This window comes from Verrucosispora sp. WMMD1129 (assembly GCF_029581255.1).
GTDB classification, from domain to species: domain Bacteria; phylum Actinomycetota; class Actinomycetes; order Mycobacteriales; family Micromonosporaceae; genus Micromonospora; species Micromonospora sediminimaris.
Window position 1 is genome coordinate 1,403,263 of record NZ_CP120741.1, and the last position, 26,905, is coordinate 1,430,167.

The following is a 26,905-nucleotide window of genomic DNA, read 5'->3' on the forward strand; positions in this document are numbered from 1 at the left end:
CTACTTTCCTCTCGAGGGCCGCAGACGGGCCAGACGGGTGGCGGCGACCTGGCGGTACCGGACGCGCTTGAGCGTCAGGAGCACCTGAAGTTTGCGGTCAGTGTTGGCGGTGACGCGGTGCAACCGGAGCCCGCGCCACATCGCCTGGCGCGGTGCGGTGAGCTGAGCCTTCGCCCGCAGCGGCACCGTGCTGAGCCCGCCGAACACGCTGAGCTTGGCACCGGCCTTCCACCGTTGGGCACCCGCCGCGAGTAGCTGCTTCACCGGGAATTCCGCACGTAGCAGCGTACCGGCCCCGTCCGGGCGCAGCGAGACGGCGGCCGGCTGGTCACCGATGATGACCCGCACCGCGTCGCCGGTGAGGTCGGCCAGGCGTGCCCAGGCGTTGTGTGCCGTGATCACGAGGGTCAGCTCACCTGCGGCGTCGCGTCCCCAGGCGAGGTCGGTCACGGTGGTTTTGACCGCCGATTTGGCGGCCCGGTCGGTGACGTCGTACCACTCGTCCGGGAAGCCCAGTTCCGGGTCGCGGAAGCCGACGTAGCCGGCGAAGCAGCGGTCGCCGTCGACAGTCAACGCGGGCAGCAGCTTCTCGCTCTGCTGACGGATCAACCCGCGTAGCTGCTCCAGGCTTCCGTGCCGGGCGACCATCAGGCGCAGGCGTACGTCGGGGGCGAGTTGGTCCCGGATGGCGTCGGTCAGGAAGCTCTCGGCCAGCCAGCGGATCCGCTGGTGGCTACGCTCCTGAACCGATGGGTCGAGGTCGAGGAAGTCGGCCCGCAGCAGCTTGGCCACCTCCCAGCTGAAGTGCCGCACCAGGACGGCGTCGCGCCGGGAACCGGGCTCGATCAGCCCGGCCACGAAATTGATCAGTTCCTCGGCGCAGCGCAGCCGCTCCTCGAACCGACTCGCGTAGGTGATGTTCTGCGCGTTGTCCCGTTTGACCGCGTAGTAGTAGACGTAGTCGGCGAGGACCGAGATCCGCCCGGCCCGTACGCACGCCTCCAGGGTGAAGGGCTGGTCGCTACCCATCCGCATGTCCTCGCGGAACCGCAGCCCGTGCCGCTCGATCAGATCCCGCCGGAACAGCTTGGTGTTCGACATCGACCAGGGCAGCGCGCTGTCGAACAGGTCGACCTGTTCCTCGGTGCTGGCGTAAATGGCCTGGTGCACGTAGCGGTTGTTGGTGCCGACCATCCGGCCGAGCACCACGTCCGAACCCCACCGGTCGGCGGCGTCCACCAGCCGTTCCAGCGCCTCCGGGCCGAGGTAGTCGTCCGAGCCGATGAAGAAGACGTACCGCCCCTGCGCCACGTCCAGGGCCCGGTTGCTCGGCCCCGCCGGGCCACCCGAGTTGGGCTGGTGCAGCACGGTGACGGTGCCGGGATAGCGCTTGGCGAAGCGGTCCAGTTCCTCACCGCTGCCGTCGGTCGAACCGTCGTCCACGGCGACCACTTCCAGCCGCTCCAGACCGATGCTCTGCCCGACCAGCGATTCCAGGCAGGTGGTCACGTACGGCATGGTGTTGTAGACGGCGACAACGACTGTCACGTCCGGTGCGTTCACCAGGCCACTCCCACCGAGGTCGTCAGTTCCCATCGTTGCCCGTTTCCGTCGTCGCCGGTACCGCCCGCCCGTGGACCCGAGCGAGTGTACGGCAGGGTTCCGGCCCGGAACGCCGTGGCGGTCGGGGGTCCGTGACCTACCGCGCCGATTGCTAACCTCCATGCTGTTTGACGACCGATGGCAGTTTTCGCTCGGGTGTCAGGCCGCCCGGCCACCCGGCGAAGGAGCTGTCGGATCATCCCCTTTCGGCACGGACGGGATCATCCATTGCACCTCTCCCTACCGCACCCTGCGGCCCGGCTGAACCCTGCGGCACGGCTGATCAAAGGGTCGGACGCGGCGAGCGAGCGCCACCCGGCCCGGATCGGGGTTGATCGGGGGTGGTGACGGCGGAGCGCCAGCAGCAACCGGCGGCCGTGGCCGCACCGACGCGGCCGGGTCGGGTCCGGCGACTACGGGACGCCGCCCGGTACGCCCTGCCCGGGCTAGCCGCCTACGCGCTGATCCGCCTGGTCGGCGTGGTGGTCCTCGCCGTCTGGGCCGATCGCGTCGGCGTCTCACCGGGCCAGTCCCTGGCGAAGGCGGACGGGGTCTGGTATCTCGCGATCGCCCAGCACGGCTACGACGGGTACGAGAAGACGCAGTCCAACATGGCCTTCTTCCCGCTCTACCCCGGGCTGACCGCCGCGCTGGACCGGATCTCCCCGCTCAGCACCCGTGACGCGGGGCTGATCGTGGCCTGGCTGGCCGGCCTGGCCGCCGCCTGGGGGCTGTTCGCGATCGGCGCGTACCTGCACGACCGGCGCAGCGGCGTACTGCTCGCCGCACTCTGGGCGGCCGTGCCGCACGCCGTCGTCGAGTCGATGGCGTACAGCGAAACCCTGTTCACCGCCCTCGCCGCCTGGACGCTCTACGCCCTGCTGCGCGGCCACTGGATCACCGCCGGCCTGCTCTGCCTCTTCGCCGGCCTGACCCGCCCGACCGCGTCCTCGTTGATACCGGTGGTGGGGCTGGCCGCGCTGGTGGCGATCATCCGACGTCGGGACGGCTGGCGTCCCTGGGTCGCCGCGCTGCTCGCTCCCGCCGGCTGGCTCGGCTACCTGGCCTGGGTGGGCAGCGAGGTTGGGCGCCCGGACGGCTGGTTCCACATCCAGTCCGCCGGCTGGGGCAGCACCTTCGACTTCGGCGTCTACACGGTGAGCCGGGGCCGCGAGGCGCTGGCGCAGACGGCCCCGCCGCAACTGTTCGTGGTGAGCCTGGTGGCCCTGCTGGCACTGGTTCTCTTCGTACTGAGTGTGCTCAACCGGCAGCCGTGGCAACTGCTGATCTACAGCGGGCTGCTAGTGGTCACCACGCTGGGCACGGCCGGCTACTACCAGTCCAAGGCTCGGTTCCTGCTGCCGGCCTTCCCGCTGCTGCTGCCGGCGGCCGTGGCGCTGGCCCGGGCCGGCTGGGCGCGGGCGACCACCGTGCTGGTGGCGGTGGTCGCCTTCTCCACCTACTTCGGCGGCTACCTGCTGCTGATCTGGCCGTGGTCGCCCTGACCCGGTGGCCGGGGCGCGGCGCTCATCGGGTGAACGGCCGTACGTCCCACAGCCAGACGTCGTCGATCCGCTGTCCCGGGCCGTACAGGGCGTCGAGCACTGTCTTCAGCGCATCGTGCCGGCGAGCGCCCCGGTCGGGCAGCACCACCGCGTCAGCCTTCCAGTAGCGGGCGTCGGCGCGTGCCTGGGTGATCTCCGTGGGGCCGACCGTGGTGTCCCGCTTGCCCGTCGACACGGCGGTGAGCAGGGCCGCGGTGGGCTGGGGCGCCACTCCCCAGCGGCCGGTGGTGTCGGTCGCGGAGACCGGTCCGAGAAAGTAGCCTTCCGGGACGGCGAAGCCGGTCAGCGCAGCCGAGCCCCAGTACACCGAGGTCATCGAGGTGACCGGCACCGGCACCAGAGTGCGGCCGGCCGCCACGTGGTCGCGCCATGCCCCGCTGGTGACGAAGTCCGGCACCGGAGGCCGGCCTCGGGCCGGCAGCGGCGTCGGCAGGATCGGCAGCAGCGCGACGACCACCGCCACCGCACCGGCTACGCGGGCGAGCCGGCCGAACGGCCGGCCCGGGCGGGTGGCGACCCGGTCGGCGGCCACCGCCAGCAGTACCCCGAGCGCGACCGTGGTGATCAGTGCGAATCGGGCCACCACCACGGAGTCGAACGCCGGTAGGTGCTGCACGAGCGCGAACGGGGCGGGCACGTCGGTACGGCGGGTGCCGACGGTCCAGGTGGTGCCGATCGACAGCAGCGCCGACACCAGTCCGACCGCCCCGAGCACCCGCGCGACGGCCTCACGCCGCAGCCAGCACAACGCGCCGAGAGCGAGCAACAGCATCGGCCAGCCGTAGAAACTCGCCTGTTCCGTGGTGTTCGGCGCCCAGCCCACGGCACTGGTCGGGCCGCCGGCGATGGACTCGGTGGCGAACCGGGCGAACGAGCCGAGCTTGAGGGCGTACATGTCGGGGGTGCCGGGATGGCCGCTGCGGTGTTGCGGGCCGGCGAAGTACATCCAGAGCGGGTACGCGGCCACGGCCGCCACCAGCACGGCGGTGATCGCCAGGCCCGGCAGCAGCGCCCGCCCGCGGCGCACCGCATCCCGCGGCCGGACGGCGAGGTACGCCAGGACCAGCATCAGGCAGCCGAGCGCGGTGAGGAAAAGGATCTCCAGGCTGACGAAGAACTGCGCGGTCACCAGCGCGCCCAGCACCAGACCGTCGCGGACCACGTGCCCGCCCCGGGAGAGCGCGACCAGCCGCCAGACGATGAACGGCACCAGCCACTGCGCCGTGATGTGCGGATGGCCGTTGCTGTGTGAGACAAGCGCCGGAGCGAATGCGCAGAACAGGCCGCCCAGGAAGGCCGCCGCCCGGGAGTTGACGACGTGTCGGGAGAGGACGTGGTACCAGGCGTAGCCGGTACCGGCCAGGTTCAGCGTGATGAACAGCAGGTAGGCGACCGGCGCGCCGAAGAGCAGAGTGACCGGGCTGAGCACCAGCCCGGGCAGTTGCAGCCCGACGTTGGCCACCAGGTTGACCCCGTTCGGGGCGTTCTGCAACGTGGTGAAGAACGGATTCTCCAGGTGGCTGACCGCGTGTGCCGCGTACGCCAGCATCCACTCGTTGAAGCCCTGGTCGTCGGGGCGGCTGCCGAGCAGCCGGCCGTCGGGGTCGAGCCACCCTCGGCCGGTGACCCAGACTGCGCCGGCGAGGAACATCAGGGCGGCCAGCACGTCGACCGGCCAACGCCGGGCGGTACCGCGTCCGACGCCGGCCGCCGGCCCGGCGAGCGGCGGCGGGGTGGCGGACGTGTCGCTTTCCGCCGGCTCGACGCGCGGCGTCGGAGCCGAAGCGTCGCTCTCCGCCGGCTCAGCGCTTTCGGTGCGGGCGGGCTCGCGATCGCGGGTGTCGGGAGTGGTCATGTTGGGGCGCAACCTTCCACGGCGACCGGGCCGGCCACCGGACGGATCGGACGGCGGCCGAGACGACGGACGCTCGGGCCGGCGTTATTGTAGGGTCAGCACCCTGTCCGCGACGGCCCTGCCCGGCGCCAGCAGAAACCGCGTCCCGCCGACCGACGAGGTACGGCGTGCCTCTGACGAAAGGTCCCTCCCGGCATGGTCCCGCTCCGCAGACGTCCTGCGGCTGCCGCCATCCGACCGGGTAGCGAGGAGGGGCCCTCCGGGTACCCGCGCGGAATCTTCCCACCTCCCCAGGAACGGAACAAATGATCAAGCGGCGACCTCTCTGGGACTCGTGGAAACGTTCCCGGACGCGCCGGTCCGGATCCCGACCGCACATGATCTATCTCGCGATCGGTTTCCCGCCGGCGGCCAAGAGCTCCACCTACCGGATGCGGGCGACGGCCAACCAGTTCGCCGCCGCGGGTTGGGACGTCACCGTCGTCACCATCGCGGACGAGGCGTGGGAGCGCGATTACGGCCTCGACCACACGCTGGTCGCCGGGGTGGATCCCCGCGTCCGGGTGGTGAAGCTGCCGCTGTTCCGGGAGGACCTGGAGACGGACGTCCGGGCGTACACCGAACGACGTGCGCTGGACCACAACGACTATCTGACCGAGCTGCGCGAACAGCACCTGAAGGTCTTCCCCGAGCCGGTGTTCGGCGGCTGGCGGCCCGCGTTGGAGGAGGCAGTGCTCCGGCTCCACCGCGAGCGACCTGCGGAGCTGCTGGTGGCCACCTGCGTCCCGTACGTGAACCTGGCCGCCACCTGGAAGTTGTGGGAGACCCACCGGGTTCCCTACGTGGTGGACTTCCGGGACGGCTGGTCCGTTGATGTGATCAACGGCGGGGAGGCGTTCCCCCGGGATTCGGTCTCCGGCCGGTGGGAGACGAAGCTGCTCACTGACGCCGTGGCGATCTGGAACGTCAACGAGCCGATCTCCCGCTGGTACCGGGAGCGCTATCCGGAGCTGGCCCACAAAATGCGGATCGTGCGCAACGGCTACGACGCGGCCAGCATCCCGGCCGAGTCGATTCCCGCCCCCGCCGACCGGCCGCTGGCCTTCGGCTACCTCGGGGCGCTGAATCTGCCGGTGCCGCTGCTCGAAGCGGTGCTGGAGGGGTGGCGGAAGGCCCGCGTGGCGGACCCGGCGCTCACCGACGCCACGTTCGAGGTGCGGGGTCACATCGGCTCCGGGTGGGCGCGGGGCGACAACCGCCACGCCGAGTTGCTCAAGGCTGCCGCCGCCGACGGGGTGGTGGTCGGCGGATCGGTGCCCAAGGCCGAGGTGGTGGACTTCTACTCCCGCTGGGACGTCGTCGTGCTGATGGTGACCGGCGGCAAGTACATGACCTCCGGCAAGGTCTACGAGTACATGGCCACCGGGCTTCCCGTGGTCTCGGCCCACGAGGCGGAGCACGACGCGTCCACCCTGCTGTCCACGTACCCGCTCTGGACCGGGGCGGTCGGGCTTGAGCCGGACGCGCTGGCCGATGCCTTCCGGCGGGCCGCCGACCTGGCCCGCAACGTCGACGTGACCGAACGGGACAAGGCGCGGGTCGATGCGCGACAGTACGCCCGTGAGGAGCAGCTCATCCCTGCTGTCCGGGAGGTCACCGAGTTGGTGCTGGGCGTCGGCGGGCCGGCCGGCACCGCGCCCGGTGCCGCTGCCGACGCTCCCGCTCTTGCCCGGGAAGGTGGGTCATGATCGAGGTCCTGGTAGTGCTGGGCGCCGTACCCGCCCGGGTGGCGGTGCTCACCGATGCGCTGACGCAGTTCCGGGCCCTGGGCGTCACCGTACGCATCGCCACCACCTTCGACCCGGTGGAGAAGATCCCGGCGGTGACCGAGCTGGCCGAGGTGCACCAGCTACCCACGGCAGCGCAGTTGGGGCCGCGGTTCGGCCGGATGCTCAAGCGGGCCAACCCGGCCCGGCGTCCGTGGCTGCGCGCCCAGCGTGACCCGTGGATCCGTCGGCACGCGAAGCGGGCCGACGTGCTGGTCGCCCTGGACGTCAAGGCCCTGCACACGGTCTGGCAGCTGGCGCAGCGGCACCGGCGGGCCGACGCGGTCCACGGCATCGCTCCGGCGTTGCAGGCGGTGCAGAGGCGGTCGGCCGACCCGGCGCGGTACCGCCGGCACCGGCTGAGCACCATCGGTCCCTCGCCCACGGCGCTGACCAGCACCACCCGCAGTCAGACCATCGACCTGGCGAAACGGGTTTTCGACCTGAGTACCGGCAAGAGGGCCATGAAGCTCGCCCCGGTGCGTTGGTTCTGGCATCAGGCGGTGACCGCTCCCGGTGTGCCGGAACGCCTGCGGGGCGTGGCCGCCCGGCGGGTGAACCGCAGCATGCGCCGGGCCGGGCACCGGGACAGCGCGAACCGGCTGGTGCTCGCCGCCCAGCGCCGGATGCGCAGCGTCGCGGCGAAGGGTCAGGTGCTCAGCCCGATGGTCGAGGCGGAGCTCAAAGAGGGCCAGTTGCCCGAGCACCTGAAGACGGTGGTCAAGGGACAGCTCCAGATGGCCGAAGGCCACCTGAAGAAGCGCCGGACGGGCCAGGCCGCGGAGCACGTGGTACGCGCCTTCGACCTGATGTTCCACCGGAACCTGCACTTCGACGGGCTCACCTCGCCGCTGGCCGCGGATCCGGCGGGTTTCCTCGCTCCGCTGCTGAAGAGCGAGGTCGGCAAGGCCCTGGCCACTCCGCAGGGCCGCCGTACGCCGGCGGAGTTCCCACCCGCCGACCGTCCACACCGGATGCTCTTCTTCACCGGAATCAACGACAACTTCATCGGGCCGATCCTCGATCGCTACGAGGCGACGCCCGGCGTGGAGGTCCGCCGGTTGAACCTGGTGGAGGAGTCGATCCGCCCGGTGCTCGGCAACGGGAGGATGCGTCTGACCCGGCACCGGCTCACCGGCAGCTCCGAGCACGCCCGCAGGGTCCAGGAGGCCTGGGGCGCCGACGTCGCCTGGGCGGACACCATCTTCGTCGACTGGTGCAACCTGGCCGCGGCGATGCTCACCATGATCGATCCGGGGTCGGCCCGGGTGATCATCCGGTTGCACAGCTTCGAGGCGTTCACCTGGTGGCCGCACCTGACCGACTGGTCCCGGGTGGACGACCTCGTTTTCGTCTCCGAGCACCTGCGCGATCTGGCGCTGGCGGCGGTGCCCCGGCTTCGCGGGCCGCAGGGTCCGCGGACCCATGTGATCGCCAACGCCATGGACCTGCACCGGTACGTCCTGCCGAAGCCGTCGGCGGAGGCCCGCTTCATGCTCGGCCTGGTCGGGCTCAGTGCGGTGGCGAAGGACCCGCGCTGGGCGTTGGAGGTGCTCCGCGAGTTGCGCCGCCGCGACGACCGGTACCGGTTGAAGCTGATCGGTGACGAGTTGCGCACCTCGCTCGGCCCAGGGGTGGCGAGGTACGCGGAGGAGTTGGCCGCGGACCTGGCCGAGCTGGAGCCCACCGGTGCCGTGGTACGCACCGGCCGGACGGAGGACGTGCCGGGGGCCCTGACCGATGTCGGGGTCATCCTCAGCACCTCGGTACGGGAGAGCTTCCACTGCGGACTGGTCGAGGGTGCCGCCAGTGGTGCCGTGCCGGTGGTACGGGACTGGCCGTTCTTCGCCGGCCGGGCGCACGGTGCCCGCACCCTCTTCCCCAGTGACTGGGTGGTCTCCACTCCGGCGGAGGCGGCGCAGCGGATCCTGGACGTCACCGCGTCCGAGGAGACCTGGCGCGAGGCGGGCCGGGCGGCGGCCTCGCACGTGCTCGGCGAGTGGGACTGGTCCGTCACGCACAAGGACTTCGACCGGTTGGTGCTGGAGCCACCGGCGGCCACGCGCTGACGTACCGGCCAACCGTTTCCGGGGCCGTTCCGCGTCAGCGGAACGGCCCCGGTGTCGTCGGTCGGACCGGCTAGCGGGCGGCGGCGGTCTCCTCGTGGTGGCCCGGCGCCACCGCGACCACCGTGCCGTCGGTGGCCGACGCCAGCAGCCCCGCGGCGACCCGCACCGTACGCAACCCTTGCCGGAGGGTGACGATGTCGCTCTCCTTGCCCTCGACCGCGTCCCGGAAGCGCTCGTGTTCGACAAGCAGCGGCTCGCGCTTCGGAATGGCGTAGCGGACCATGTCGCCCTCGGCCACGCCGCGGAAGGCCCGCAGCGCCTCCCACTCGGTGCCGATCGCGCCGTTAGCGTAGAAGGTCAGGTCGGCGGTGAGCGTGTCGGCGACGAAGCATCCCCGGTCACCGGTGATGACTGTGGACCGCTCCTTGAGCGGGCTGAGCCAGTTGACCAGGTGGTTGACCATCGTGCCGTCGGAGAGCTGGCCGACGACCGCGACCATGTCCTCGTGCAGTCGGCCGCTGCGGGAGACCGTACGGGCCGACACCGAGACGTACTCCTGGCCGGTCACCCAGCTGGTCAGGTCGATGTCGTGGGTGGCCAGGTCCATCACCACGCCGACATCGGCGATCCGGTGCGGGAACGGGCCCTGCCGTCGGGTCACCACCTGGTAGACCTCGCCCAGCTCGCCCGCTTCCAGGCGGATGCGCAGGTTTTGCAGGGCGGGGTTGTACCGCTCGATGTGGCCGACCCCGGCCACCAGCCCACGGCTTTCGAACGCCTCGACGAGGCGGGTCGCGGCCTCGACGGACTGCGCGATCGGCTTTTCGATCAGCGCGGGCACCCCGTGTGCGGCGAGTTCCAGCCCGACCTGCTCGTGCAGCGCGGTCGGGCAGGCGACCACCGCGTAGTCGATGCCCAGGGCCAGCAGCTCGCCGAGATCGGGCAGCACCGGCGCCCGGAGCAGGCCGCTCTGGTCACCGGCCGGGTCGACGATCCCGACCAGCTCGACCCCGTCCAGACCGGAGAGTACGCGGGCGTGGTTGCGCCCCATCGCGCCGAGGCCGATCAGGCCGGCGCGCAGCTTGCCGCCCTGCCGCGCGCTCACCGGGCACCACCGGCGAGGTTGGCGGCTTCGACGATCCGCTCAAGGTCGTCGGGGCTCAGCGAGGGGTGCACCGGCAGCGAGATCACCTCGGCGGCGGCCCGCTCGGTCTCGGGCAGTTCCCAGGGGCCGGGCTGGCCGTCCTTGTCCAGGTACGGCTTGAGCCGGTGGATCGGGGTCGGGTAGTAGACGGCGTTGCCGATGCCCGACTCCTGCAGGCTCGCCTGGGCGGCGTCCCGGTCGCCCCGGACCCGGACGGTGTACTGGTGGTACACGTGCCGGGCGGCGTCCGCCACCGGCGGGGTGACCATGCCGGTGATGTTCGAGTCGAGGTACTTGGCGTTGGCCCGGCGTTGCTCGGTCCACTCGCCGAGCTGGGTCAACTGCACCCGGCCGATGGCCGCGGCCACGTCGGTCATCCGCATGTTGGCCCCGACGATCTCGTTCGCGTACCGCTGCTCCATGCCCTGGTTGCGCAGCAGCCGCAGGGTGCGGGCGAGCCCGGCGTCCGCGGTGCTGATCATGCCTCCCTCCAGGGAGTGCATGTTCTTGGTGGGGTAGAAGCTGAAGCAACCGGCGGTGCCGAACGCGCCGACCGGGGTGCCGTGCAGGCTGGCACCGTGGGCCTGGGCGGCGTCCTCGACGACGGCCAGGCTGTGCCGCTGCGCGACCGCCATGATCCGGTCCATTGCGGCGGGGTGGCCGTACAGGTGGACCGGCATGATGGCGACGGTCCGCGTGGTGACCGCGGCGGCGACCGCCTCCGGGTCGAGACAGAAGCTACCCGGCTCGATGTCCACGAAGATCGGCTCGGCGCCGACCAGCCGCACCGCGTTGGCGCTGGCCGCGAAGGAGAACGATGGCACGATGACCTCGTCGCCCGGGCCGACGCCGAGCGCCAGCAGGGTCAACTGGAGGGCGGAGGTGCCGGAGTTGACGGCGACACAGTGTCGGTTGGCGACGAGTTCGCCGAACTCCTGCTCGAACGCGGCTACCTCAGGTCCCTGTACCACCATGCCGCTGCGCAACACCCTGACAGCCGCCTCGATCTCGGCTTCGCCGATGATCGGGCGGGCTGGCGGTATGAAGGCCGGGCGCTGCCCAGTCATGAAGAAGATCCCCTCCCGTTGCCGGACTGTTCGCAAGTTCGGGGTGCGATACTAGTCCGTTGGACACGGAAGATGAGAAAGCCGTTCACGGGGCGTCCGGCCGGCGTTCACGATTCGGTGGCGAACGCCACGCAGCTCAGGCCAGATCGTCCTCCGGCACGGCGCAGGCCACCCGCAGGGCAGCCACGGCAGCCCGCGCCATCCGGTCCAGTTCGGCTGGGTCCAGCGGCAACCGGGCGATTGCCATCCGCCAGTAGATCGGCCCGACGATCAGGTCGGCCGCGGTCCGCGGGTCGGCACCGCTGGGCAGCTCACCACGCTCCACCGCCCGCCCGATAACGATCTTGCCGATCCGGTCCTGGTAGTCCTTCAGCGCGCTCTGCAGGGTCCCGGCGATCTGCGGATTGCGCGCCGCCTCGGCGAGCAGGTCGGGGATGATCTGCGACGCCACCGGGTGACCCAGCGCACCGCTCACGACCAGCAGCAGCAGCCGGACGTCACCGTCGAGGGTTCCGGTGTCCAGCATCGGCAGCTTCCGGCTCGCGACGGCCGAGACCACGTCCAGCACCAGGTCGAGCTTCGAGTTCCAGCGGCGGTAGATCGCGGTCTTGCTGACCCCGGCCCGGCGGGCCACCGCCTCGATGGAGAGCCGGCCGTATCCGACCGCGGCGAGTTCCTGCATGAGGGCCCGACGGATGGCCGAGGTGATCTCACCCCGGAGCACCGCCGCACCGGCCGGCGCGCGCCTCTTCTCGGCCGTCACCTGGGACTCTTCTCGACTGTCACCGGCACAGCGTAGCGCAACGACGCTACGGTTGCGTCCCGACGTATTTCGGACTACTGTCCAGCCAGCGACCGCGGGCGGCGCTCCCGCACTGACCCACGCTAGATTCACTCATCGCGCGACATAACGCCGGCACGACAGATCGGAGCGCCCATCCCCATGGCCAACCTGCTGGCCGACCCCGACTCCGGCCTCACCCCAGCTCAGCTGGCCGCCCGACACGGGCTGCGGGTGGCCGGCGAGCGGCCCACGATCGGCGCCTACAGCGGCCAGCTGTGGCGCTACCGGCACTTCATCTCCGCGTACGCCCACGCCAAGCTGACCGCCTCGTTCAGCAACGCCCGGCTCGGGCAGCTGTGGCAGGTGCTCACCCCGCTGAGCAACGCCGCGGTCTACTTCCTGATCTTCGGTGTGGTGCTCGAACAGACCCGGGGCATGGACAACTTCATCGCCTACCTGACCACCGGGGTGTTCATCTTCAACTTCACCCAGGTCAGCCTGCAGCAGGGCACCCAGGCGATCAGCGGCAACCTCGGCCTGATCCGCGCTCTGCACTTCCCCCGGGCCTGCCTGCCGCTGGCCATCACCGCCACCCAGTTCCAGCAGCTGCTCGGCTCGATCGTGGTGCTGTTGGTCATCGTGGTTGCCACCGGTGAGCCGATCACCCTGTTGTGGCTGATGCTGGTGCCGGCGGTGCTGCTCCAGACGGTCTTCAACGCCGGGTTGACCATGGCGATGGCCCGGCTGGGCGCCAAGGCCACCGACCTGAAGCAGGTCATGCCGTTCATCCTGCGGGCCTGGATGTACGGCTCCGGCGTGCTCTACAGCGTCACCCTGTTCGCCGAGAACCTGCCCGGCTGGGCCACGGGCATCGTGCAGTTCAACCCGATGCTTGTCTACATCGAGCTGGCCCGCATCTCCCTGCTGGAGAACACCCACCTGCTCAACGACTCGCTGCCGCTGACCTGGCTGATCGCGCTCGGTTGGGCGGTCGTCGCGGGGCTCGGCGGCTACTTCTACTTCTGGCGCGGCGAACAGGAGTACGGCCGTGGTTAACCTTGAAATGTCCAATGATGTGACGGTGACCCTTCCCCGAATCGAGGAGCGGATCCCCACCGTGGTGGTGGACGACGCGCACGTCGTCTACCGGGTGTACCGGGGCTCCGCCGGCAACACCAGCCCGGTGGCCGCCTTCAAGCGGTTGATCACCCGCACCAACACGCCGAACGTCCGGGAGGTGCACGCGGTACGCGGAGTCTCGTTCACCGCGTACCGGGGCGAGGCCATCGGGCTGATCGGCACCAACGGCTCCGGCAAGTCGACCCTGTTGCGGGCCATCGCCGGACTGCTGCCGGTGGAGCGGGGGGCCGTCTACACCCAGGGGCAGCCTTCGCTGCTGGGCGTGAACGCCGCTCTGCTCAACGACCTGCCGGGCGAGCGCAACGTCACGATCGGCTGCCTGGCCATGGGCATGTCACCGGCCGACGTACGGCGCAAGCTCCCGGAGATCATCGAGTTCTCCGGGATCAACCAGCGGGGTGACTTCGCCTCACTGCCGATGCGCACCTACTCCTCCGGCATGTCGGCCCGGCTGCGCTTCTCCATCGCCGCCGCGAAGCAGCACGACGTGCTGCTGATCGACGAGGCCCTCGCCACCGGCGACAAGGCGTTCCGCAAGCGCAGCGAGCGGCGGGTGCGGGAACTGCGCGAGAGCGCCGGCACGGTGTTCCTGGTCAGCCACCAGCTCTCCTCCGTACGGGACACCTGCGAACGCACCATCTGGCTGGAATCCGGCGAGATCCGGATGGACGGCCCGACTCGCGAGGTACTGGCGGCTTACGAGGCATTTACGAACGGCAAGTAGAGTCTGGGTGAACGAGCGGCGACGTCGCCGAGCGTGCCCAAGATCTTGGGCCGCGTTGTCCCGTTGGGACGACGCGGCCCGCGCGTTATGGTTCACTCCGTCGCCGCGTCGGCGGAACCTTCCGTTCACCTACCCACCACAGTCATGCACCCCCGAGAGCGAGGACCGGCAATGACGCAGGACCAGACCACCGATCCGGGTACCACGTCGGAGGACCGGACGCCGTGGCGACCCTCACGGACGGTGGCGGTGGTGCTGGCCGGCGGCACCGGCACCCGGCTGGGTCTGGGCATTCCCAAGCAGCTGCTCAAGATCGCCGGTAAACCGATCATCGAGCACACGCTGGCCGTCTTCGAGGGCGCGCCGGAGATCGACGAGATCATCGTGCTGATGGCCACCGGGCACGTCGCCGAGGCGCAGAAGATCGTCGACAAGGCCGGCTTCCGCAAGGTCACCAAGGTCATCGAGGGCGGCGACACCCGCAACGACACCACCCGCGTCGCGCTGGACGCGGTCGGTGAGGGCGACTGCAACATCCTCTTCCACGACGCGGTGCGCCCGCTGCTCAGCGGCCGGATCGTCCGGGAGTGCGTGAACGCGCTGTGGACCTACTCGGCCGTGGACGTGGCCATCCCGTCGGCCGACACGATCATCCAGGTCGACGAGAACGAGTGCATCACCGACATCCCCGTACGCGCCACGCTGCGCCGGGGTCAGACCCCGCAGGCGTTCCGCTCCGGCACCATCCGGGAGGCGTACCGCCGGGCCGAGGGCGACCCCAACTTCGCCGCCACCGACGACTGCGGGGTGGTGCTGCGCTACCTGCCGGAGACCCCGATCAAGGTGATCGACGGCTCGGACGAGAACATCAAGGTCACCCACCCGGTCGACGTGCACCTGGCCGACAAGCTGTTCCAGCTGGCCGCCGCCAAGGTGCCGCGGCTGACCGACCACCGCGCGTACAGCGAGGAGGTCTCCGGCCGCACCATCGTCGTCTTCGGCGGCAGCTACGGCATCGGTCACGACCTGACCGAGCTGGCCCGCCGCTACGGTGCCCAGGTCTTCCCGTTCAGCCGTTCCAGCACCGGCACCCACGTGGAGCGCCCCGAGGACGTCGAGGCGGCGCTGCGGACCGCCTTCGAGGCCACCGGCCGGATCGACCACGTCGTGGTCACCGCCGGGATCCTGGAGAAGGGCGCGCTGGCCGAGATGGACCAGGACACCATCGACCGGGTGCTCCAGGTCAACTTCGTCGGCCCGGTCACCGTCGCCCGGCAGGCCCTGCCCTACCTCCAGCAGACCAAGGGCCAGCTGCTGCTCTACACCTCCAGCTCGTACACCCGGGGGCGGGCCGACTACGCGCTCTACTCGGCCACCAAGGCCGCTCTGGTCAACCTGACCCAGGCGCTCGCGGACGAGTGGGCGGAGTTCGGCGTACGGGTCAACGTCATCAACCCGGAACGGACCGCCACCCCGATGCGGACGAAGGCGTTCGGCGCGGAACCGGAGCACACGCTGCTCGCCGCCGAGACCGTCGCCCAGTCGTCGCTGGACGTGCTGATCTCGGATCTCACCGGCCAGGTGATCGACGTCCGCCGGCCGCCGGGTGAGGCACCGGTCGCCGTCGCCGTACCCGCCCAGACCGACCGGGCGGCCAGCGCCGCCGCCGTCGGCTGACCCGTCCGACCACACGACCGCGAAAGCGACACCGAGATGCGTGGTGAGCTGGTCCGGAAGTTGACCGCACGGGGCCTGGCCACCGGTGGGGCGGTTCTGGCGTTCCTGGTGGTCGCACTCACCGGAGCGACCGCCTGGGGGCTCTGCCTGGCCGTGGTGGCGCTCGCCGCCACGGTCTGGGAGCGCCGGGTGCGACCCGGTGCCGACAACGTCGCCGAGACGGCACTGATCGCGGCCGGGGTGCTGGTCGGCTACGCCCGCCAACTCGACGCCGGCTTCGACCCGGCCCTGGCCGCGACCGCCCTGGTCCTGCTGGGCCTGGTGCTGCTCACCGGTCCGCTGCGCCAGGCCGGAAACCTGGAGATCCGCGCCGCCAACCTTCCGGTACGCGCCTGGGTGCCACAGGTCGCGGCGGTGCTCGGCGACGCTGTGGCCGTACTGCTCGGTCTGCTGGCCCTGGCCGCGCTGGCGGGGCTGCCCGCGGCCCTGGCCCTGGCGGCAACGCTGCTGGTGGGCGGTGCCGCCGCGGCCGTCGCCCTCGACCTGGCCCGGCGTCGGTTCCGGCCGTCCCCGACCGGGTCGGCGGTGGCCCGGGCGCTGCGCCGGCACCAGCCCGAGTTCGTCCTGCACTTCTCCGCCCCGCCCGGCTCGGAGTACCAGGTCACCATGTGGCTGCCGTACCTGGAACGGATCGGCCGGCCCTTCGTGGTGATGGTGCGGGAGCCGGAGTTCCTGGCCACCATCGCGGCGGCCACCACCGCCCCGGTGGTCTACTGCCCCACCACCCGGAGCATGGACGAGGTGCTGGTGCCGAGCCTGCGGGCGGCGTTCTACGTCAACCACGGCGCGAAGAACGGTCACTGCATCAGGTTCACCCAGCTCACCCACGTGCAGTTGCATCACGGTGACAGCGACAAGGCGCCCAGCGCCAACCCGGTCTCGGCGATCTTCGACCGGATCTTCGTCGCCGGTGAGGCGGCCATCGACCGGTACGCGCGGGCCGGGGTCGACATCCCCGCCGAGAAGTTCGTGGTGGTCGGCCGTCCCCAGGTCGAGGCGATCGAGGTGCGTTCGCGGCCGACGCGGGGGCTGACGAATCCGACGGTGCTCTACACCCCCACCTGGACCGGGCACAACGCCGACGCCGACTACTGCTCGCTGCCGGTGGCGGAGCCCCTGCTCCGACGCCTGTTGGACCGGGGGGCCACGGTCATCCTGCGGGCCCACCCCTACACCGCGCAGAACCCGGCCTCGGCCCGGCAGTTGGCGCGGCTGCACGACCTGCTCGCCGCCGACCGGGCCCGCACCGGCCGGGCGCACCTCTACGGTGCCGCCGCGAGCAAGCTCACCCTGACCGACTGCGTCAACCGCGCGGACGTGCTGGTCTCCGACGTCTCCGGGGTGCTCTCCGACTGGCTCTACTCGGGCAAGCCGTACGCGGTGACCGACATGGGCACCGACGGCGACCGGTTCGTCGAACGCTTCCCGCTGGCCGCCGCCGGCTACGTGCTGCGCCGGGACATGGCCGACCTGGACGACGTGCTGACCGGGCTGCTCGACACCGACCCGCTCGCCGAGGCGCGCTGGGCCACCCGCACCCGCTACCTGGGCGACTTCCCCGCTGACTCGTACGCCGAGGTCTTCCTGGCCGCTGCCCGACGCGAACTGGACCCGGCCTGGACCGCACCGGCGCAACGCACCGCGGTCGCCGCGCCCTCCCCCTCCGCCACCTGAGATCACGGGTGCGGCGCGTCCGCCAGCCGGTGCGGCGCGGTCCGCCAGCCCTCGGGCAACCGGTGAGGGTGGCCGGCGACGCCGGCCACCCTCCTTCAGGTCACGGGCAGGGCTGCCAGGCGAGGTGGTACATCGTCTGGATGCTGCCGTCGGTCGAGTCCATCGTGAGGAAGTTCGTGTCCGTGGACCGGCCCCGGCTCAGGCGCAGCTCGGTGTTGATGTTGAGGTTGCGCAGCTCGCCGCAGGGGTGCCAGACCACGGAGGCGATCGGCACCTCGTCGGTCACCATCCAGTTGTCGTCGAGCGGGGCGGGGATCGGGTGGTTGCTGAAGGTGCTCTGCGTCATGCCCTGGAAGTAGTAGTTCGCCCGCGCCGAGGCGATGGCGCCCGGGTTGAGCAGCCCGTACCCGCGGTAGTCCACCTTGACGATCGCGAAGGTGTAACCGGCCGGGGCGTGGACCAGCACGTTGAGCTGGCAGTTCCGCCGCCCGTCGGTGACCGGGATGCCCGGCCCCGCCTGGACCAGGTAGTCGCTGTAGATGGTGGTGAAGGCGGTGTTGTCCGGGGAGACCGCTACATCGGCAGTGCCCGGCCGGCACCCGGAGCCCGCCATCGCGACAAGGTCGATGACGACCTTGTCGGTGGGCGGATCATCCATGACTCCCTTAGCGGACGCCGACGCCCCCACGGTCAACGATGAAGCGAGTAGCGCAAGCACCACGCCGCCCCGCGTCAGCAGTTTACGCATGAATCCTCCTCCGGTACAGGAAACGAACCCACATGCGGAACAAGCTACGTACAGACATAGATGATTGTCAATGTAATTTCAATTTGTCGACAGCGGATGTCGAGCCGAATCTTATTCGGCTTAGTCCGGCGACTTTACCGCGTCCCACAGGGTGGAGATCGCTCGAAACCTGGGCCCGCACCGCCAGTTGATCGGGCAGATACCCCTTACGCAGCAACAGTTATAGAGGTTGATCTCCGCGCCCGGCAGTTCCGATCAAGCAAAGGCCAGCATTGGATCACATAGACGAAGACTGATGCTTGCGACCCTCGTCTCCCATCGCTAGCATCCTCTCGCAGAACGCCAACCGAGTGCTACTCACCGCCACCCACAACGGGCCGGCACGCGAAGCGCCTCACGGCCGTTCGGCGAAGAAACACGCGTTGAATTCGGTGAACATCAACTGCATCCGAGAGGAACGGAATGACAAAGAACCTCGTCGGCGCGAGAACCGGGATCTTCGCCGTACTCGGCACGGTTCTCGCGTTGTCCCTGTCCGCACCGGCCCACGCCGCTCCATCCGCTGCCACCGCTGCACCGGACAGCGAGATCACCGTCGAGGTGGTGGCTGCCAACGGCTCCGGTTGCTCGCCCGGCACCGCGCGGGTGGTGGCCCATCCCGACAACACCGGCTTCCGGATCCGGTACTACGACTTCGTCGCGACCGCGGGCCGGGGCGTCGATGTCACCGACAGCCGGAAGAACTGTCAGCTCGGTGTGCTCGTCACCGTGCCGGCCGGCTGGACCATCGCCGTAGCGGCCGCCGACTACCGGGGCCGGGCCCGGATCCCCACCGGCGCGACCGGTCGCCAGCGTACGACCTACTACTGGCAGGGCTCGTCCGAGACCAGCCGCACCGACGCTACCTTCTCCGGCCCCTACAACGGCTTCTGGGGCACCTCGGACGTCGCCCCCGTGCTGGTCTACACGCCCTGCGGGCAACAGCGGGTACTCAACGTCAACACCGAGTTGAGAGTGGACCCGGGCACCGCCGGATCGAACGTCAGCATGTCCATGACGACGACCGAGGGCGACGTCGACACCCTCTTCAACCTCAAGTGGGAACGCTGCTGATCCCCTGACCCGGCAGCGTCACCACGCCGAGCCACCCGGCGGCGGGCGCGGGTGCACGACCCGCCCCGCGCCCGCCGCTCCGGGTGCGTTTGTTGTCGTTCCAGCGACAACAAACGCACCCAGAACGACCGGCGTTCAGTCCACGGGAACGTGTTCGTCCACCCGGGCCGCACCCGCGACCTCGTGGACCTCGCGAATCGCTGCTGCCGGCAGTGCCGCGTAGACGTGCGGGAACGGCCCACCATTCGGGGCGTCCTCCCACCGCAGCGCACCACCGAGCAGGGACGCGTCGAGCGCGACGATGACAAGCTGCGGCTGGTCGCCGAAGACCCGTGCCGCCGTGGCGGCCAGTTGGGATCGCGACGAGCAGTGGATGTAGCCGCTGTCCCGGTCGAACGGTGAGCCGTCGAACCGGCCGGCGGCCCGGAACTCGGCCCATTCGCCGGGCAGCAGGATCTTGTAGATCAGCACGTCGCCATGCTGCCAGAGCGGCGGGCGCTGGCGGGTAGGTCAATTGAGGCGTACGGCGATCTGGAGGGTGTTCAGGTAGTGCTTGCGTACCGTCCCGCCCGGACGAGCGGCGATAAGCTGCCGGATCCCGGCGAAGAGGGTCCGCCGCTGCCAGGGTGCGGCGGCGATGTGATTGGAGTACGTGGACAGCACGGCGAGGTACTCCTCGGCGTTGTAGTCGCGGCTCCAGACGTAACGGTGCACGGTTGGACTGGCGAAGAACCCGCCTCCCACCATCGCCGCCACATCGGGGGCCGCGATCGCTTCGGGTGGCTGCGGGCCGCCCTGCCCGTCGCCCATGCCGACCTCGTCGTAGATCCGCTCGACCTGCCGGAAGAAGTCGTCGCCGTCCGGTGGTGACACGTGCTCGGTGGCGACGATCGCCAGGTGCCCGCCGGGACGCAGCAGTTCCGCGGCCCGACGGTAGGCGACAGCCGGGTCCAGCCAGTGCCACGAGGTCGCGGCGAAGACGAGATCGAACGGCACGCTTTCGTCAGCTTCCCACCGCTCGAAGGGCGACTCCACGACGCGCACGTCGCCGCGGCCGGCGAGTACGCGGCGCGCCACCGAGGCCAGTTCCCGTCCCGGTTCCAGGGTGACCACCTGCCAGCCGCGCGCCAGCAGACCGCGGGTGGCCTGGCCGGTGCCCGTGCCGATCTCCAGCACCCTGGCCGGCCCGGTCACCAGGCCCGTCGTCGCGGCCAGGTCGTCGAACAACGGCTCCGGATAGCCCGGTCGGGCCTGCTCGTACAGCTCGGCGGCCGTGTCGAACGTGGTGGCCAGCCCCGCGTACGGCTCCTGCTCCCCCATGGTTCCCCCGCATCAGACGTCGAGGTCGATCTCACCCCTGATCGTCGCATCGCCCCACCCGCCGTTCCCACCCTCACCGCACCCACCGTCGGGTCGCCGCCACGCCCACCGCCGCGTCACCCCCGCGCCGCCGCGCCAAGATCCGGGCAACTTCAGGGTTACTGCTGCCTCAGCCGGACTCGAAGCAGCAGCAACAGGGAAGTTGCCCGGATCTTGAACGCGACAGACCCTGCCGGAACGGCGCACTTGCTCTGCTTCACCTGGCGCGCAGGATCCGCGACGACCCGCAGGATCTCGTCCGGCGCGTACGCCGCGCTCGCCGAGATCTTGGACAGGCCCTGTCCGCCGCTTGAACCCTGGCGATCGGGGTGGCAGCGGGGTTGCTAGGCGGGGCGGCGGGTCCAGGCGATGAAGCGGGTGAAGAGGGTGGTGGGTTCGGGGGTGTCGTGGGGGTTGAGGTGGTAGAGGTCGCGCATGGCGTCGTACATCAGACCGGCGAGGTAGATGGACAGGCCGGGCAGGTTGCCGTCGTACTCGACGCGCAGCAGCAGCCGGGCCTGCCCGCAGGGCCAGGGTTGCCCGTCGGCGCGGCAGCACCACATCGGCCGTAACGGGGTGTGCGGCACCTCGCCGCCAGAGGCGTACGGACGCTGGGGCCGTGGACCCCGCTCGGGGGCGAACAGTCGGCTGGTGATCGCACCCGACCGGCCCACGGTCACCACTGGCCTCCGTTGGCCCGCCACTGCTGCCCGGGGGTGAGCCAGCCGGGACGCCCCGGACGCGGCATCGGCAACGGCCGGGTCGGCTCCCGCATCCACTCCGGCAGGTGCGTGCCCCGCCGCCGCTGCGGCAGATCCGTCTCGTGCTGATCCTGCCGCCCTGGCGAGTGCTCCGGCAGCGACCGCCGCCCCGGCGAGTACACCGGCAGCAGCGTCGTCGGGCACAAATACCAGGCAACCCGGGTACGCATATCAACCTCCCAGTCAGCGATCGGAGGGTCCGCCCGGACGCGGGGGAAGGCGCACGGGCGGCCCCGGGACAGAACCGCCCCGTCCCCTGTGGATGGGAGCGGCCCCGTTGCGTGACAGTCTGGTGAGGACGGCACTACGGTCGGAAGGCATCGACGCTGGCCACGGTGGGGTCCGGGTGCCCCGATCCAGCGCTGGGCGGCCTCTTGGCGATCTTGACAGACCCGGTGGAGGGGACATGGAACGCGAGCAGCCTTCCGACCTGCATGAGTTGATCCGTACGCAGCTTCGCCGGCTACGTACTGCCGCAGGGATGAACCAGGAGGAATTCGGTAGGCGGACGAACTATTCGGCGTCCCTGGTGTCCGCTGTGGAGGTGGGTACCCGCCCGCTCGATCGGCCGTACGCCAAGCGGGCGGACGAGGTCCTGGAGACGGGGGGCATGTTCGAGGAGTTGCTGCGGACCGCCGAGGTGCTGCGCCAACCCGCGTGGTTCCTGCCCTACCTGGAGGCGGAGCGGAACGCCCGGCAGCTCCGCTGTTACCAGCCGACGCTGGTGCCGGGCCTGCTCCAGACCGAGCGCTACGCCCGCGCGGTGATCCGGACCGACGCCGCGCTGACCGAGGCCGGGGTGGAGCGGCGGCTGGCCAACCGGATGGCCCGGCAGACGGTGCTGGAACAGGACGACCCGCCCCAGCTCATCGCGGTGATCGACGAGGTGGTGCTGCGGCGGGTCGACGAGGAGCTGAAGGACGTGCTGGTCGAGCAGGTGCACCACCTCATGGCGCTGGCCACCCGGCCCAACATCAGCGTGCACCTGGTGCCCACCGGCGTCGCCATGCACGATGGACTGACCGGCCCCTTCATCCTGGCGAGGGGCGCGGACGGCGGCTGGGTGGGTAATCTGGACACCCAACTCGGCGGCGTCCTGGTCGACAAGGACGACGACCTGAGTGTCCTGCTGTCGAAGTGGGAGACGGTGCGCAACGAGGCACTGTCCGGCCGCCAGTCGATCGAGCGCATGAAGGATGTTGTGAAGCCATGGATCTGAACGGCGCGACCTGGCGCAAGTCGACCCGCAGCGGGTCCAGCGGCAACGACTGCGTGGAGGTCGCCGACAACCTGCCCGGCATCGTGCTGGTCCGCGACACAAAGAACCGCGACGCCGCCACACTGGCCTTCACACCGGCCGCCTGGGCGAGCTTCGTCGGCCTGGCGAAGCAGCACCGCACGCACGCCTGACGAACCCCGAGCTACGTCGACCCGACAACCAGCATGACGTACCCGAAACGGAAGCCCTCGGCCAACGGGCCGAGGGCTTCCGGGTGCAGCGGGACGATGATCAGGCCGAGTAGCCGCGGGTGGCGGCCCAGTTGGCCAGATCGATGGTGCTGAGCCAGTACGACGGGTACGAGGCGTCCGCCGAGTCGGCGATCCTCACCAGCCGCCCGGAGTCCTTGTAGCCGACCACGGCGATGTAGTGGCCGCCGGGGAACGAGTGCCAGCGGCCGTCGGTGTCGGTGACGGAACCGGCGACGTTCACCACGACGCCTCGCCCGTCGGTGATGGCGGCGACGACGTCCGCCTGGAGTTGGTCCATCTGGGCCGGGGTGGCCGCACCGCCACGGATCATCGTGGTCTCGTACGGGTCGCCCTTGACGACGGCGTTGAGGACGCGGGTGGTGTCCTCGGCCGAGTTGGTGCCGGCGAACGTGGTGCCGAGCTGGCTGGCCAGGGCGTCCTGACTGCGCGCGACACCGGCGGCGCTCAGCGCGTTACGCACTGCGGCGGGACCGCAGTAGTAGCCGTTGATCTGGGCCTGGTGGTCGTACTCCAGAACCTCTGAGGCCGGCGGCTTCGGTGCCGCCTTCTTGCTGGCCAGGTCCGGGTCCGCGGTGGCCTTCGGTGACGGCGAGGCGGCGGCGCTGGCCGGCGCGGCACTGGCCGGCGCGGCGCTGCTGGGTGCCGCGCTGCTCGGCGCGGCGGTCGTCGGCGCGACCTCCGCCTGACTCGGCGCGACCACCGTGTCACTGCGCAGTTCGGCGGCGGCGGTCGTGGCCTGCGTGGGTGCCGGGGTGTTCCCGGTGCCGGCGAGGGCGGCTCCGGTGCCGGTGGCCAGGACGAGGGCCACGGCGGATCCGGCAACGAGCTGATAGGTGCGTTCGCTGACCAGCCGGCGGAGCCGGCGGGAAAGGGTGTGCTTCACGGTTCCTCCACGGGCTGAGGGGAGAACGGCACACCGGCTCCGGCGGTCGGGTCGGCATCAGCGCGCCGACGACCGCCCGGGTGAGCGGGACGAGGCCGTTCGAGGGGTACGCCCGGAGACCCGGGCGGTGGCGATGACCGGGGTCAGCTCGCGGCGGTCGGGCCAGCGAGCACGGGCACCGCGGTGCCGTGGAGGCGGGGGAACAGGGGGATCACATCGGACTGCACGAGGGTTGGTACTCCTTCCGTCACCGCCGACCGGGTTAGCTGACGGATTCGGGCGGGAAGACGCCCTACCGCGGGCCGAGACTCGCGGATTCACCCCAGTGGTGCAGTGGGTCCCCGGTTCGTGAGGTTCACGATTGAGCGGGTCGGTACGGCGTCGCTTCCTGCGATCGGTTACCGCACCGGACGCGCTGACACTACTGGCCGGTCACCTCGAAGCCAACCCACCCTGACCTGCTTAAACATGATCCGTGGCGGCAATTTTCGGGTATCGGAGAACTGGCGTCGCTCAATGGGACCGACGGCATTCCGGGCACCTTCAGGGAACAACCGGACGGCTGGTGGAAATCTCGACGGAGATTGCTGCGGTAATCGCCTCGCCTACGAACAGTGACCGAATTTCCGGCCCATGTGACCCAGCTCACGGAATTTCAGCCAAGCCGAGCCGGACGCCAGCGCGGGACAAGGTCGCGCCGGCCGGCGGTGACCCGACCGGAGACGGGCAGCCGGTTCGGTCGGAGTCGCTCAGCGGCCGCGTATGCCTCGGCGGAGAGGGCGCGGGCCGCCTCGGTGGCCAGTTCCGCCGCCCGCCACAGGTCCTGCTCCCGCTCGGCGGCCGATCGATAGGCGGCCAGGCGGTTGTCACGCACCACCCGGGCGAGGACCACCTCCTGCTCGGCCGGATGCCGCCGGGGATCCCAGCCGGACCGGCCCGCCAGCACATCGCTGAGTTGACGGGCGGTCAGGTCGCCACGCCAGTGGGCGGCCATCGCGGCCCGGCGCAGCCAGCGCTCGCGGGCCGCGTACTCGGCCGGGGTCCGGGGGGTGCGCGGGGTCGGCAGTCCGACGACGCCGGCCAGCCGGCGGGCGGCGGCCTCCGCCTGGTCGTACGCGGCCCAGGCGCGGTCCAGTTCCGTCTGGGCCACCCGCCATGCCGTGCGGCGTCGCTCGGCGTTCTGCCCGGCACCGGCTGCCGCGACCGCCACCTCGCCCGCGTATCGGCGCAGGTCGGCCTCTTCGGTCGCGGCGCGGAGCGCGTCCTCGTCGACGGGTTTCTCCACTGGCCCGGTCGGCTCCGGGCGGGCGACAAGCACGGTGAGTACGCCCAACGCCAGGACGAGCAGGACCGACCAGATGGCGGCGGCGCGTGGCACCTCGATCAGGAACTGGTAGAGAACTGTCTTCTCCATGTCGGCACCTCGGGAAATCGGTACGGCGACGGTGGCCGTGCCGGCGGCGGTTCGCGGATGGCGTTGCGGCGCGGTCGCGGCTCGTGCCGGTGCCCCTCGTGCTGGGGAGCACCGACGGCGCGGCTGGCGGCAACGGGTTGGCAGGGGCTCGGCGCGGGTGCGGCCCCGAGCGGTGCGGACGCGACGGAAGGTCGCCGGGGATCAGGCGGGCGGTGTCGCCGGGATCAGGCGTGCGGTGGGGCGCGGGCGGCCCGGACGCCCTCGACCAGGGCCGTAGGCCCCCGCGTGACGCCCGCAGCGACGCTGCCGAGCACCGTCAGCCCGGGCCGACCACAGGCCGGCGGCTGCGTCGCGGACACCCCGGTCGGGTCGGCGGCGGCCAGATCGAGAGTGGCGGACGGGTCGAGGGGTGCGGCCAAGTCCAAGGGCACGGCCAGGCCCGCGGACGCCGGTGCCACGGCGGGGTCGGCCAGCGGTGCCGGGGCGGCGGGCCGATCAGTGGGAGCCGGGTGGCCGGGCAGGGCCCAGGCGCCGAGGGTGAAGGCGGCGGCGACCGCGAGCCCGGTCAGCAGCCGCGCGGCCCAGCGCGCCAACCACCACAAGGGACGGGTGGGCGCGGCAGGAAGCACCCCGTCACGCTACCGCCACGACCGCCCGGGACGCACCAGCCACCGGGCGTGTCGAACCGCCCGGCGCGTCGCCGGGAACGTCGATACGCGCAGGTCAGGCTACCGTCAGCTCACTGTCCGTGATGGACGGTCGAGCCATGCTCGACGTCTCCGGCCGGGCCCGCACCGCCCCGGGACGCCCGCTGTCGGGGCAGCCCGACCGCCGACGGTCGGGACGGGGCCAGGCGACGCATCATCGGCTGTTCCACGTACCGGTGCAGCAGAGCGGCCAGCCCCAGGGTGAGCAGCAGGAATCCGATCACCGCGAGCGGGCCCCACCAGCCGGGCAGGCCGGTGCCCCAGTCGCCGGTCGACCGCAGGATCGTCATGATCACGAAGACGTGCACCAGGTAGAACGCGAAAGAGACCTCGCCGAGCCAGACCATCGTCCGGGAGCGCAACGGCGAGCGCCGCCCGTGCACGTCCGCGTCGGCCGCCGCGGCGATCACCAGGACGTACGCCGCCGCCAGCAGCGCCGCCCAGAACTCGGCCGGGATCCACTGGGAGGCCGCCACCCAGGTCAGGACGAAGATCAGGCTGGCCACAGGGAGCCCGGGCCCCCGCCAGCGGCCCCGCAGCATGAGTTCGGCCGCGGCCACGCCCATCCAGAACTCCAGCGAACGGACCAGCGGGAAGACCTGAGCGAACCACCAGCGATCCGACTCCGGCACCAGTGCCTGCCCGGGCCAGAGCGCCAGGATCAGCAGCGGCACCGCGATCACCACGGCCCACAGCAGCCACGGTCGGGCCCGCCGCACCGCCGGCAGCACCAGCGGCAGGCACAGGTAGAAGAACAGCTCGCAGGAGAGCGACCAACTGACGTTGTTGACGCTGTAGAAGTGGCCCGGTCGGGGATCCCAGGCCTGCACCAGCAGGAGGTTCTCCAGCGCCGCCACCGGGTTGATCGGATCGGCGAACCAGAGCATCGCCAGCATGGCCAGCGCCCACAGCACCAGATGGTTCGGATAGATCTTGGCGAACCGACGCCGCCAGAACCGGCGGCGGGAGGCACCGGGCCGCGCGGACCAGACCAGCACGAAGCCGCTGAGGATGAAGAAGAACTGCACCCCGGAGAGACCCAGGGTGAAGATCTCGCCCACCACCGCCTGCGGGCCAGGCTCGGCGATGATGCGCATGGTGCCGGCGTGGAAGCCGAAGACCAGCAGCGCGGCGATCCACCGCAGTCCGGTAAGCGACGGCAGGCGGTGGGCGTCCGTACGCTCGCTCGGGGTGGTCGCCGACGCCGCGAGGGTAGAGCTCGTCATGTCCACCTCCCGGTTC

24 protein-coding genes and 1 riboswitch are annotated in these 26,905 nt (G+C 70.8%); of the genes, 10 read left to right on the forward strand and 14 right to left on the reverse strand.

The annotated features are described in order from the left end of the window. Window positions 1-1,563: a glycosyltransferase gene (locus tag O7624_RS06370; protein ID WP_282240563.1), complete on the reverse strand. Its 1,563-nt coding sequence runs from the start codon at window positions 1,561-1,563 to the stop codon at window positions 1-3. Between the two features lie 383 nt (window positions 1,564-1,946). On the opposite strand from O7624_RS06370, the gene O7624_RS06375 reads away from it, so the two are divergent. Next, on the forward strand, window positions 1,947-3,107 hold the full coding sequence (locus O7624_RS06375; RefSeq protein WP_282239287.1) for a hypothetical protein: 1,161 nt from the start codon (window positions 1,947-1,949) through the stop codon (window positions 3,105-3,107). Between the two features lie 22 nt (window positions 3,108-3,129). On the opposite strand, the gene O7624_RS06380 is transcribed toward O7624_RS06375, so the two are convergent. Next, window positions 3,130-5,022: a hypothetical protein gene (locus tag O7624_RS06380; RefSeq protein ID WP_282239288.1), complete on the reverse strand. Its 1,893-nt coding sequence runs from the start codon at window positions 5,020-5,022 to the stop codon at window positions 3,130-3,132. Between the two features lie 377 nt (window positions 5,023-5,399). Between O7624_RS06380 and O7624_RS06385 the strand changes: the two genes are divergently transcribed. After that, window positions 5,400-6,770 (forward strand): glycosyltransferase, encoded by a 1,371-nt coding sequence (locus O7624_RS06385; RefSeq protein WP_282239289.1) that lies wholly within the window; start codon window positions 5,400-5,402, stop codon window positions 6,768-6,770. Next, window positions 6,767-8,917, forward strand: a complete 2,151-nt coding sequence (locus O7624_RS06390; RefSeq protein WP_282239290.1) for a glycosyltransferase family 1 protein — start codon at window positions 6,767-6,769, stop codon at window positions 8,915-8,917. The genes O7624_RS06385 and O7624_RS06390 overlap by 4 nt, the downstream gene beginning before the upstream one ends. A gap of 70 nt (window positions 8,918-8,987) precedes the next feature. Here the strand turns inward: O7624_RS06390 and O7624_RS06395 are convergent, their stop codons facing one another. From O7624_RS06395 to O7624_RS06405, 3 genes are all read right to left on the reverse strand, one after another. Next, window positions 8,988-10,022: a Gfo/Idh/MocA family oxidoreductase gene (locus tag O7624_RS06395; protein ID WP_282239291.1), complete on the reverse strand. Its 1,035-nt coding sequence runs from the start codon at window positions 10,020-10,022 to the stop codon at window positions 8,988-8,990. Next, window positions 10,019-11,128, reverse strand: coding sequence for a DegT/DnrJ/EryC1/StrS family aminotransferase (locus tag O7624_RS06400; RefSeq protein ID WP_282239292.1), 1,110 nt, complete (start codon window positions 11,126-11,128; stop codon window positions 10,019-10,021). The genes O7624_RS06395 and O7624_RS06400 overlap by 4 nt, the downstream gene beginning before the upstream one ends. 136 nt (window positions 11,129-11,264) lie before the next feature. Continuing rightward, the gene (locus O7624_RS06405; protein ID WP_282239293.1) at window positions 11,265-11,891 is read right to left on the reverse strand and encodes a TetR/AcrR family transcriptional regulator; all 627 of its coding nucleotides are present in this window, start codon (window positions 11,889-11,891) and stop codon (window positions 11,265-11,267) included. Between the two features lie 180 nt (window positions 11,892-12,071). Here O7624_RS06405 and O7624_RS06410 point away from each other — a divergent pair, with 180 nt between their 5' ends. The 4 genes from O7624_RS06410 (at window position 12,072) to O7624_RS06425 (ending at window position 17,187) form a co-directional block, all read left to right on the forward strand. Further along, entirely contained in the window at window positions 12,072-12,968 is an 897-nt protein-coding gene (locus O7624_RS06410) for an ABC transporter permease (RefSeq protein ID WP_282239294.1), read from the forward strand. Between the two features lie 7 nt (window positions 12,969-12,975). Beyond that, entirely contained in the window at window positions 12,976-13,776 is an 801-nt protein-coding gene (locus O7624_RS06415) for an ABC transporter ATP-binding protein (protein WP_093403140.1), read from the forward strand. Window positions 13,777-13,947: 171 nt separating this feature from the next. Continuing rightward, a complete protein-coding gene (locus tag O7624_RS06420) occupies window positions 13,948-15,453 on the forward strand; it encodes a bifunctional cytidylyltransferase/SDR family oxidoreductase (RefSeq protein WP_282239295.1) in 1,506 nt (501 codons plus the stop codon). Between the two features lie 36 nt (window positions 15,454-15,489). Beyond that, complete coding sequence (locus O7624_RS06425; RefSeq protein ID WP_282239296.1) at window positions 15,490-17,187, forward strand: CDP-glycerol glycerophosphotransferase family protein; 1,698 nt, start codon at window positions 15,490-15,492, stop codon at window positions 17,185-17,187. 100 nt (window positions 17,188-17,287) lie between these two features. Here the strand turns inward: O7624_RS06425 and O7624_RS06430 are convergent, their stop codons facing one another. Next, entirely contained in the window at window positions 17,288-17,845 is a 558-nt protein-coding gene (locus O7624_RS06430; protein WP_282239297.1) for a DUF4360 domain-containing protein, read from the reverse strand. 552 nt (window positions 17,846-18,397) lie between these two features. Between O7624_RS06430 and O7624_RS06435 the strand changes: the two genes are divergently transcribed. Further along, the gene (locus O7624_RS06435) at window positions 18,398-19,048 is read left to right on the forward strand and encodes a DUF4360 domain-containing protein (RefSeq protein ID WP_282239298.1); all 651 of its coding nucleotides are present in this window, start codon (window positions 18,398-18,400) and stop codon (window positions 19,046-19,048) included. 135 nt (window positions 19,049-19,183) lie between these two features. Here O7624_RS06435 and O7624_RS06440 read toward each other — a convergent pair whose 3' ends face one another. From O7624_RS06440 to O7624_RS06455, 4 genes are all read right to left on the reverse strand, one after another. Beyond that, window positions 19,184-19,519 (reverse strand): DUF952 domain-containing protein, encoded by a 336-nt coding sequence (locus O7624_RS06440; RefSeq protein WP_282239299.1) that lies wholly within the window; start codon window positions 19,517-19,519, stop codon window positions 19,184-19,186. 39 nt (window positions 19,520-19,558) lie between these two features. After that, complete coding sequence (locus O7624_RS06445; RefSeq protein WP_282239300.1) at window positions 19,559-20,368, reverse strand: class I SAM-dependent methyltransferase; 810 nt, start codon at window positions 20,366-20,368, stop codon at window positions 19,559-19,561. A 383-nt stretch (window positions 20,369-20,751) separates the two neighbouring features. Next, window positions 20,752-21,087 carry a hypothetical protein gene (locus O7624_RS06450; RefSeq protein ID WP_282239301.1) on the reverse strand — a complete coding sequence of 112 codons (336 nt, stop codon included), beginning with the start codon at window positions 21,085-21,087 and terminating at the stop codon, window positions 20,752-20,754. Further along, a complete protein-coding gene (locus O7624_RS06455; protein ID WP_282239302.1) occupies window positions 21,084-21,338 on the reverse strand; it encodes a hypothetical protein in 255 nt (84 codons plus the stop codon). The genes O7624_RS06450 and O7624_RS06455 overlap by 4 nt, the downstream gene beginning before the upstream one ends. A 236-nt stretch (window positions 21,339-21,574) precedes the next feature. Between O7624_RS06455 and O7624_RS06460 the strand changes: the two genes are divergently transcribed. Together O7624_RS06460 and O7624_RS06465 are read left to right on the forward strand one after the other, a co-directional pair. Continuing rightward, window positions 21,575-22,387: a helix-turn-helix transcriptional regulator gene (locus O7624_RS06460; protein ID WP_282239303.1), complete on the forward strand. Its 813-nt coding sequence runs from the start codon at window positions 21,575-21,577 to the stop codon at window positions 22,385-22,387. Then, window positions 22,378-22,578, forward strand: a complete 201-nt coding sequence (locus O7624_RS06465) for a DUF397 domain-containing protein (protein WP_282239304.1) — start codon at window positions 22,378-22,380, stop codon at window positions 22,576-22,578. The genes O7624_RS06460 and O7624_RS06465 overlap by 10 nt, the downstream gene beginning before the upstream one ends. Window positions 22,579-22,678: 100 nt before the next feature. Here the strand turns inward: O7624_RS06465 and O7624_RS06470 are convergent, their stop codons facing one another. The 4 genes from O7624_RS06470 to O7624_RS06485 form a co-directional block, all read right to left on the reverse strand. After that, on the reverse strand, window positions 22,679-23,542 hold the full coding sequence (locus O7624_RS06470) for a C39 family peptidase (RefSeq protein WP_282239305.1): 864 nt from the start codon (window positions 23,540-23,542) through the stop codon (window positions 22,679-22,681). Window positions 23,543-23,778: 236 nt separating this feature from the next. Next, window positions 23,779-23,920, reverse strand: a riboswitch (cyclic di-AMP (ydaO/yuaA leader). 277 nt (window positions 23,921-24,197) lie between these two features. After that, complete coding sequence (locus O7624_RS06475) at window positions 24,198-24,956, reverse strand: hypothetical protein (RefSeq protein WP_282239306.1); 759 nt, start codon at window positions 24,954-24,956, stop codon at window positions 24,198-24,200. Between the two features lie 224 nt (window positions 24,957-25,180). Further along, window positions 25,181-25,585 carry a hypothetical protein gene (locus O7624_RS06480; protein ID WP_282239307.1) on the reverse strand — a complete coding sequence of 135 codons (405 nt, stop codon included), beginning with the start codon at window positions 25,583-25,585 and terminating at the stop codon, window positions 25,181-25,183. Window positions 25,586-25,695: 110 nt separating this feature from the next. Continuing rightward, the gene (locus O7624_RS06485) at window positions 25,696-26,889 is read right to left on the reverse strand and encodes an acyltransferase (RefSeq protein WP_282239308.1); all 1,194 of its coding nucleotides are present in this window, start codon (window positions 26,887-26,889) and stop codon (window positions 25,696-25,698) included. Between the last annotated feature and the right edge of the window lie 16 nt (window positions 26,890-26,905).

Excerpts from the sequence above, each read along its gene's own strand:
- O7624_RS06390 (WP_282239290.1), top strand. The coding sequence starts at position 6,767 with ATGATCGAGGTCCTGGTAGTGCTGGGCGCCGTACCCGCCCGGGTGGCG.
- O7624_RS06425 (WP_282239296.1), top strand. The coding sequence starts at position 15,490 with ATGCGTGGTGAGCTGGTCCGGAAGTTGACCGCACGGGGCCTGGCCACC.
- O7624_RS06415 (WP_093403140.1), top strand. The coding sequence starts at position 12,976 with ATGTCCAATGATGTGACGGTGACCCTTCCCCGAATCGAGGAGCGGATC.
- O7624_RS06445 (WP_282239300.1), bottom strand. The coding sequence starts at position 20,368 with ATGGGGGAGCAGGAGCCGTACGCGGGGCTGGCCACCACGTTCGACACG.
- O7624_RS06435 (WP_282239298.1), top strand. The coding sequence starts at position 18,398 with ATGACAAAGAACCTCGTCGGCGCGAGAACCGGGATCTTCGCCGTACTC.
- O7624_RS06380 (WP_282239288.1), bottom strand. The coding sequence starts at position 5,022 with ATGACCACTCCCGACACCCGCGATCGCGAGCCCGCCCGCACCGAAAGC.
- O7624_RS06455 (WP_282239302.1), bottom strand. The coding sequence starts at position 21,338 with ATGCGTACCCGGGTTGCCTGGTATTTGTGCCCGACGACGCTGCTGCCG.
- O7624_RS06465 (WP_282239304.1), top strand. The coding sequence starts at position 22,378 with ATGGATCTGAACGGCGCGACCTGGCGCAAGTCGACCCGCAGCGGGTCC.
- O7624_RS06385 (WP_282239289.1), top strand. The coding sequence starts at position 5,400 with ATGATCTATCTCGCGATCGGTTTCCCGCCGGCGGCCAAGAGCTCCACC.
- O7624_RS06420 (WP_282239295.1), top strand. The coding sequence starts at position 13,948 with ATGACGCAGGACCAGACCACCGATCCGGGTACCACGTCGGAGGACCGG.
- O7624_RS06430 (WP_282239297.1), bottom strand. The coding sequence starts at position 17,845 with ATGGATGATCCGCCCACCGACAAGGTCGTCATCGACCTTGTCGCGATG.
- O7624_RS06485 (WP_282239308.1), bottom strand. The coding sequence starts at position 26,889 with ATGACGAGCTCTACCCTCGCGGCGTCGGCGACCACCCCGAGCGAGCGT.
- O7624_RS06475 (WP_282239306.1), bottom strand. The coding sequence starts at position 24,956 with ATGGAGAAGACAGTTCTCTACCAGTTCCTGATCGAGGTGCCACGCGCC.
- O7624_RS06410 (WP_282239294.1), top strand. The coding sequence starts at position 12,072 with ATGGCCAACCTGCTGGCCGACCCCGACTCCGGCCTCACCCCAGCTCAG.
- O7624_RS06400 (WP_282239292.1), bottom strand. The coding sequence starts at position 11,128 with ATGACTGGGCAGCGCCCGGCCTTCATACCGCCAGCCCGCCCGATCATC.
- O7624_RS06460 (WP_282239303.1), top strand. The coding sequence starts at position 21,575 with ATGGAACGCGAGCAGCCTTCCGACCTGCATGAGTTGATCCGTACGCAG.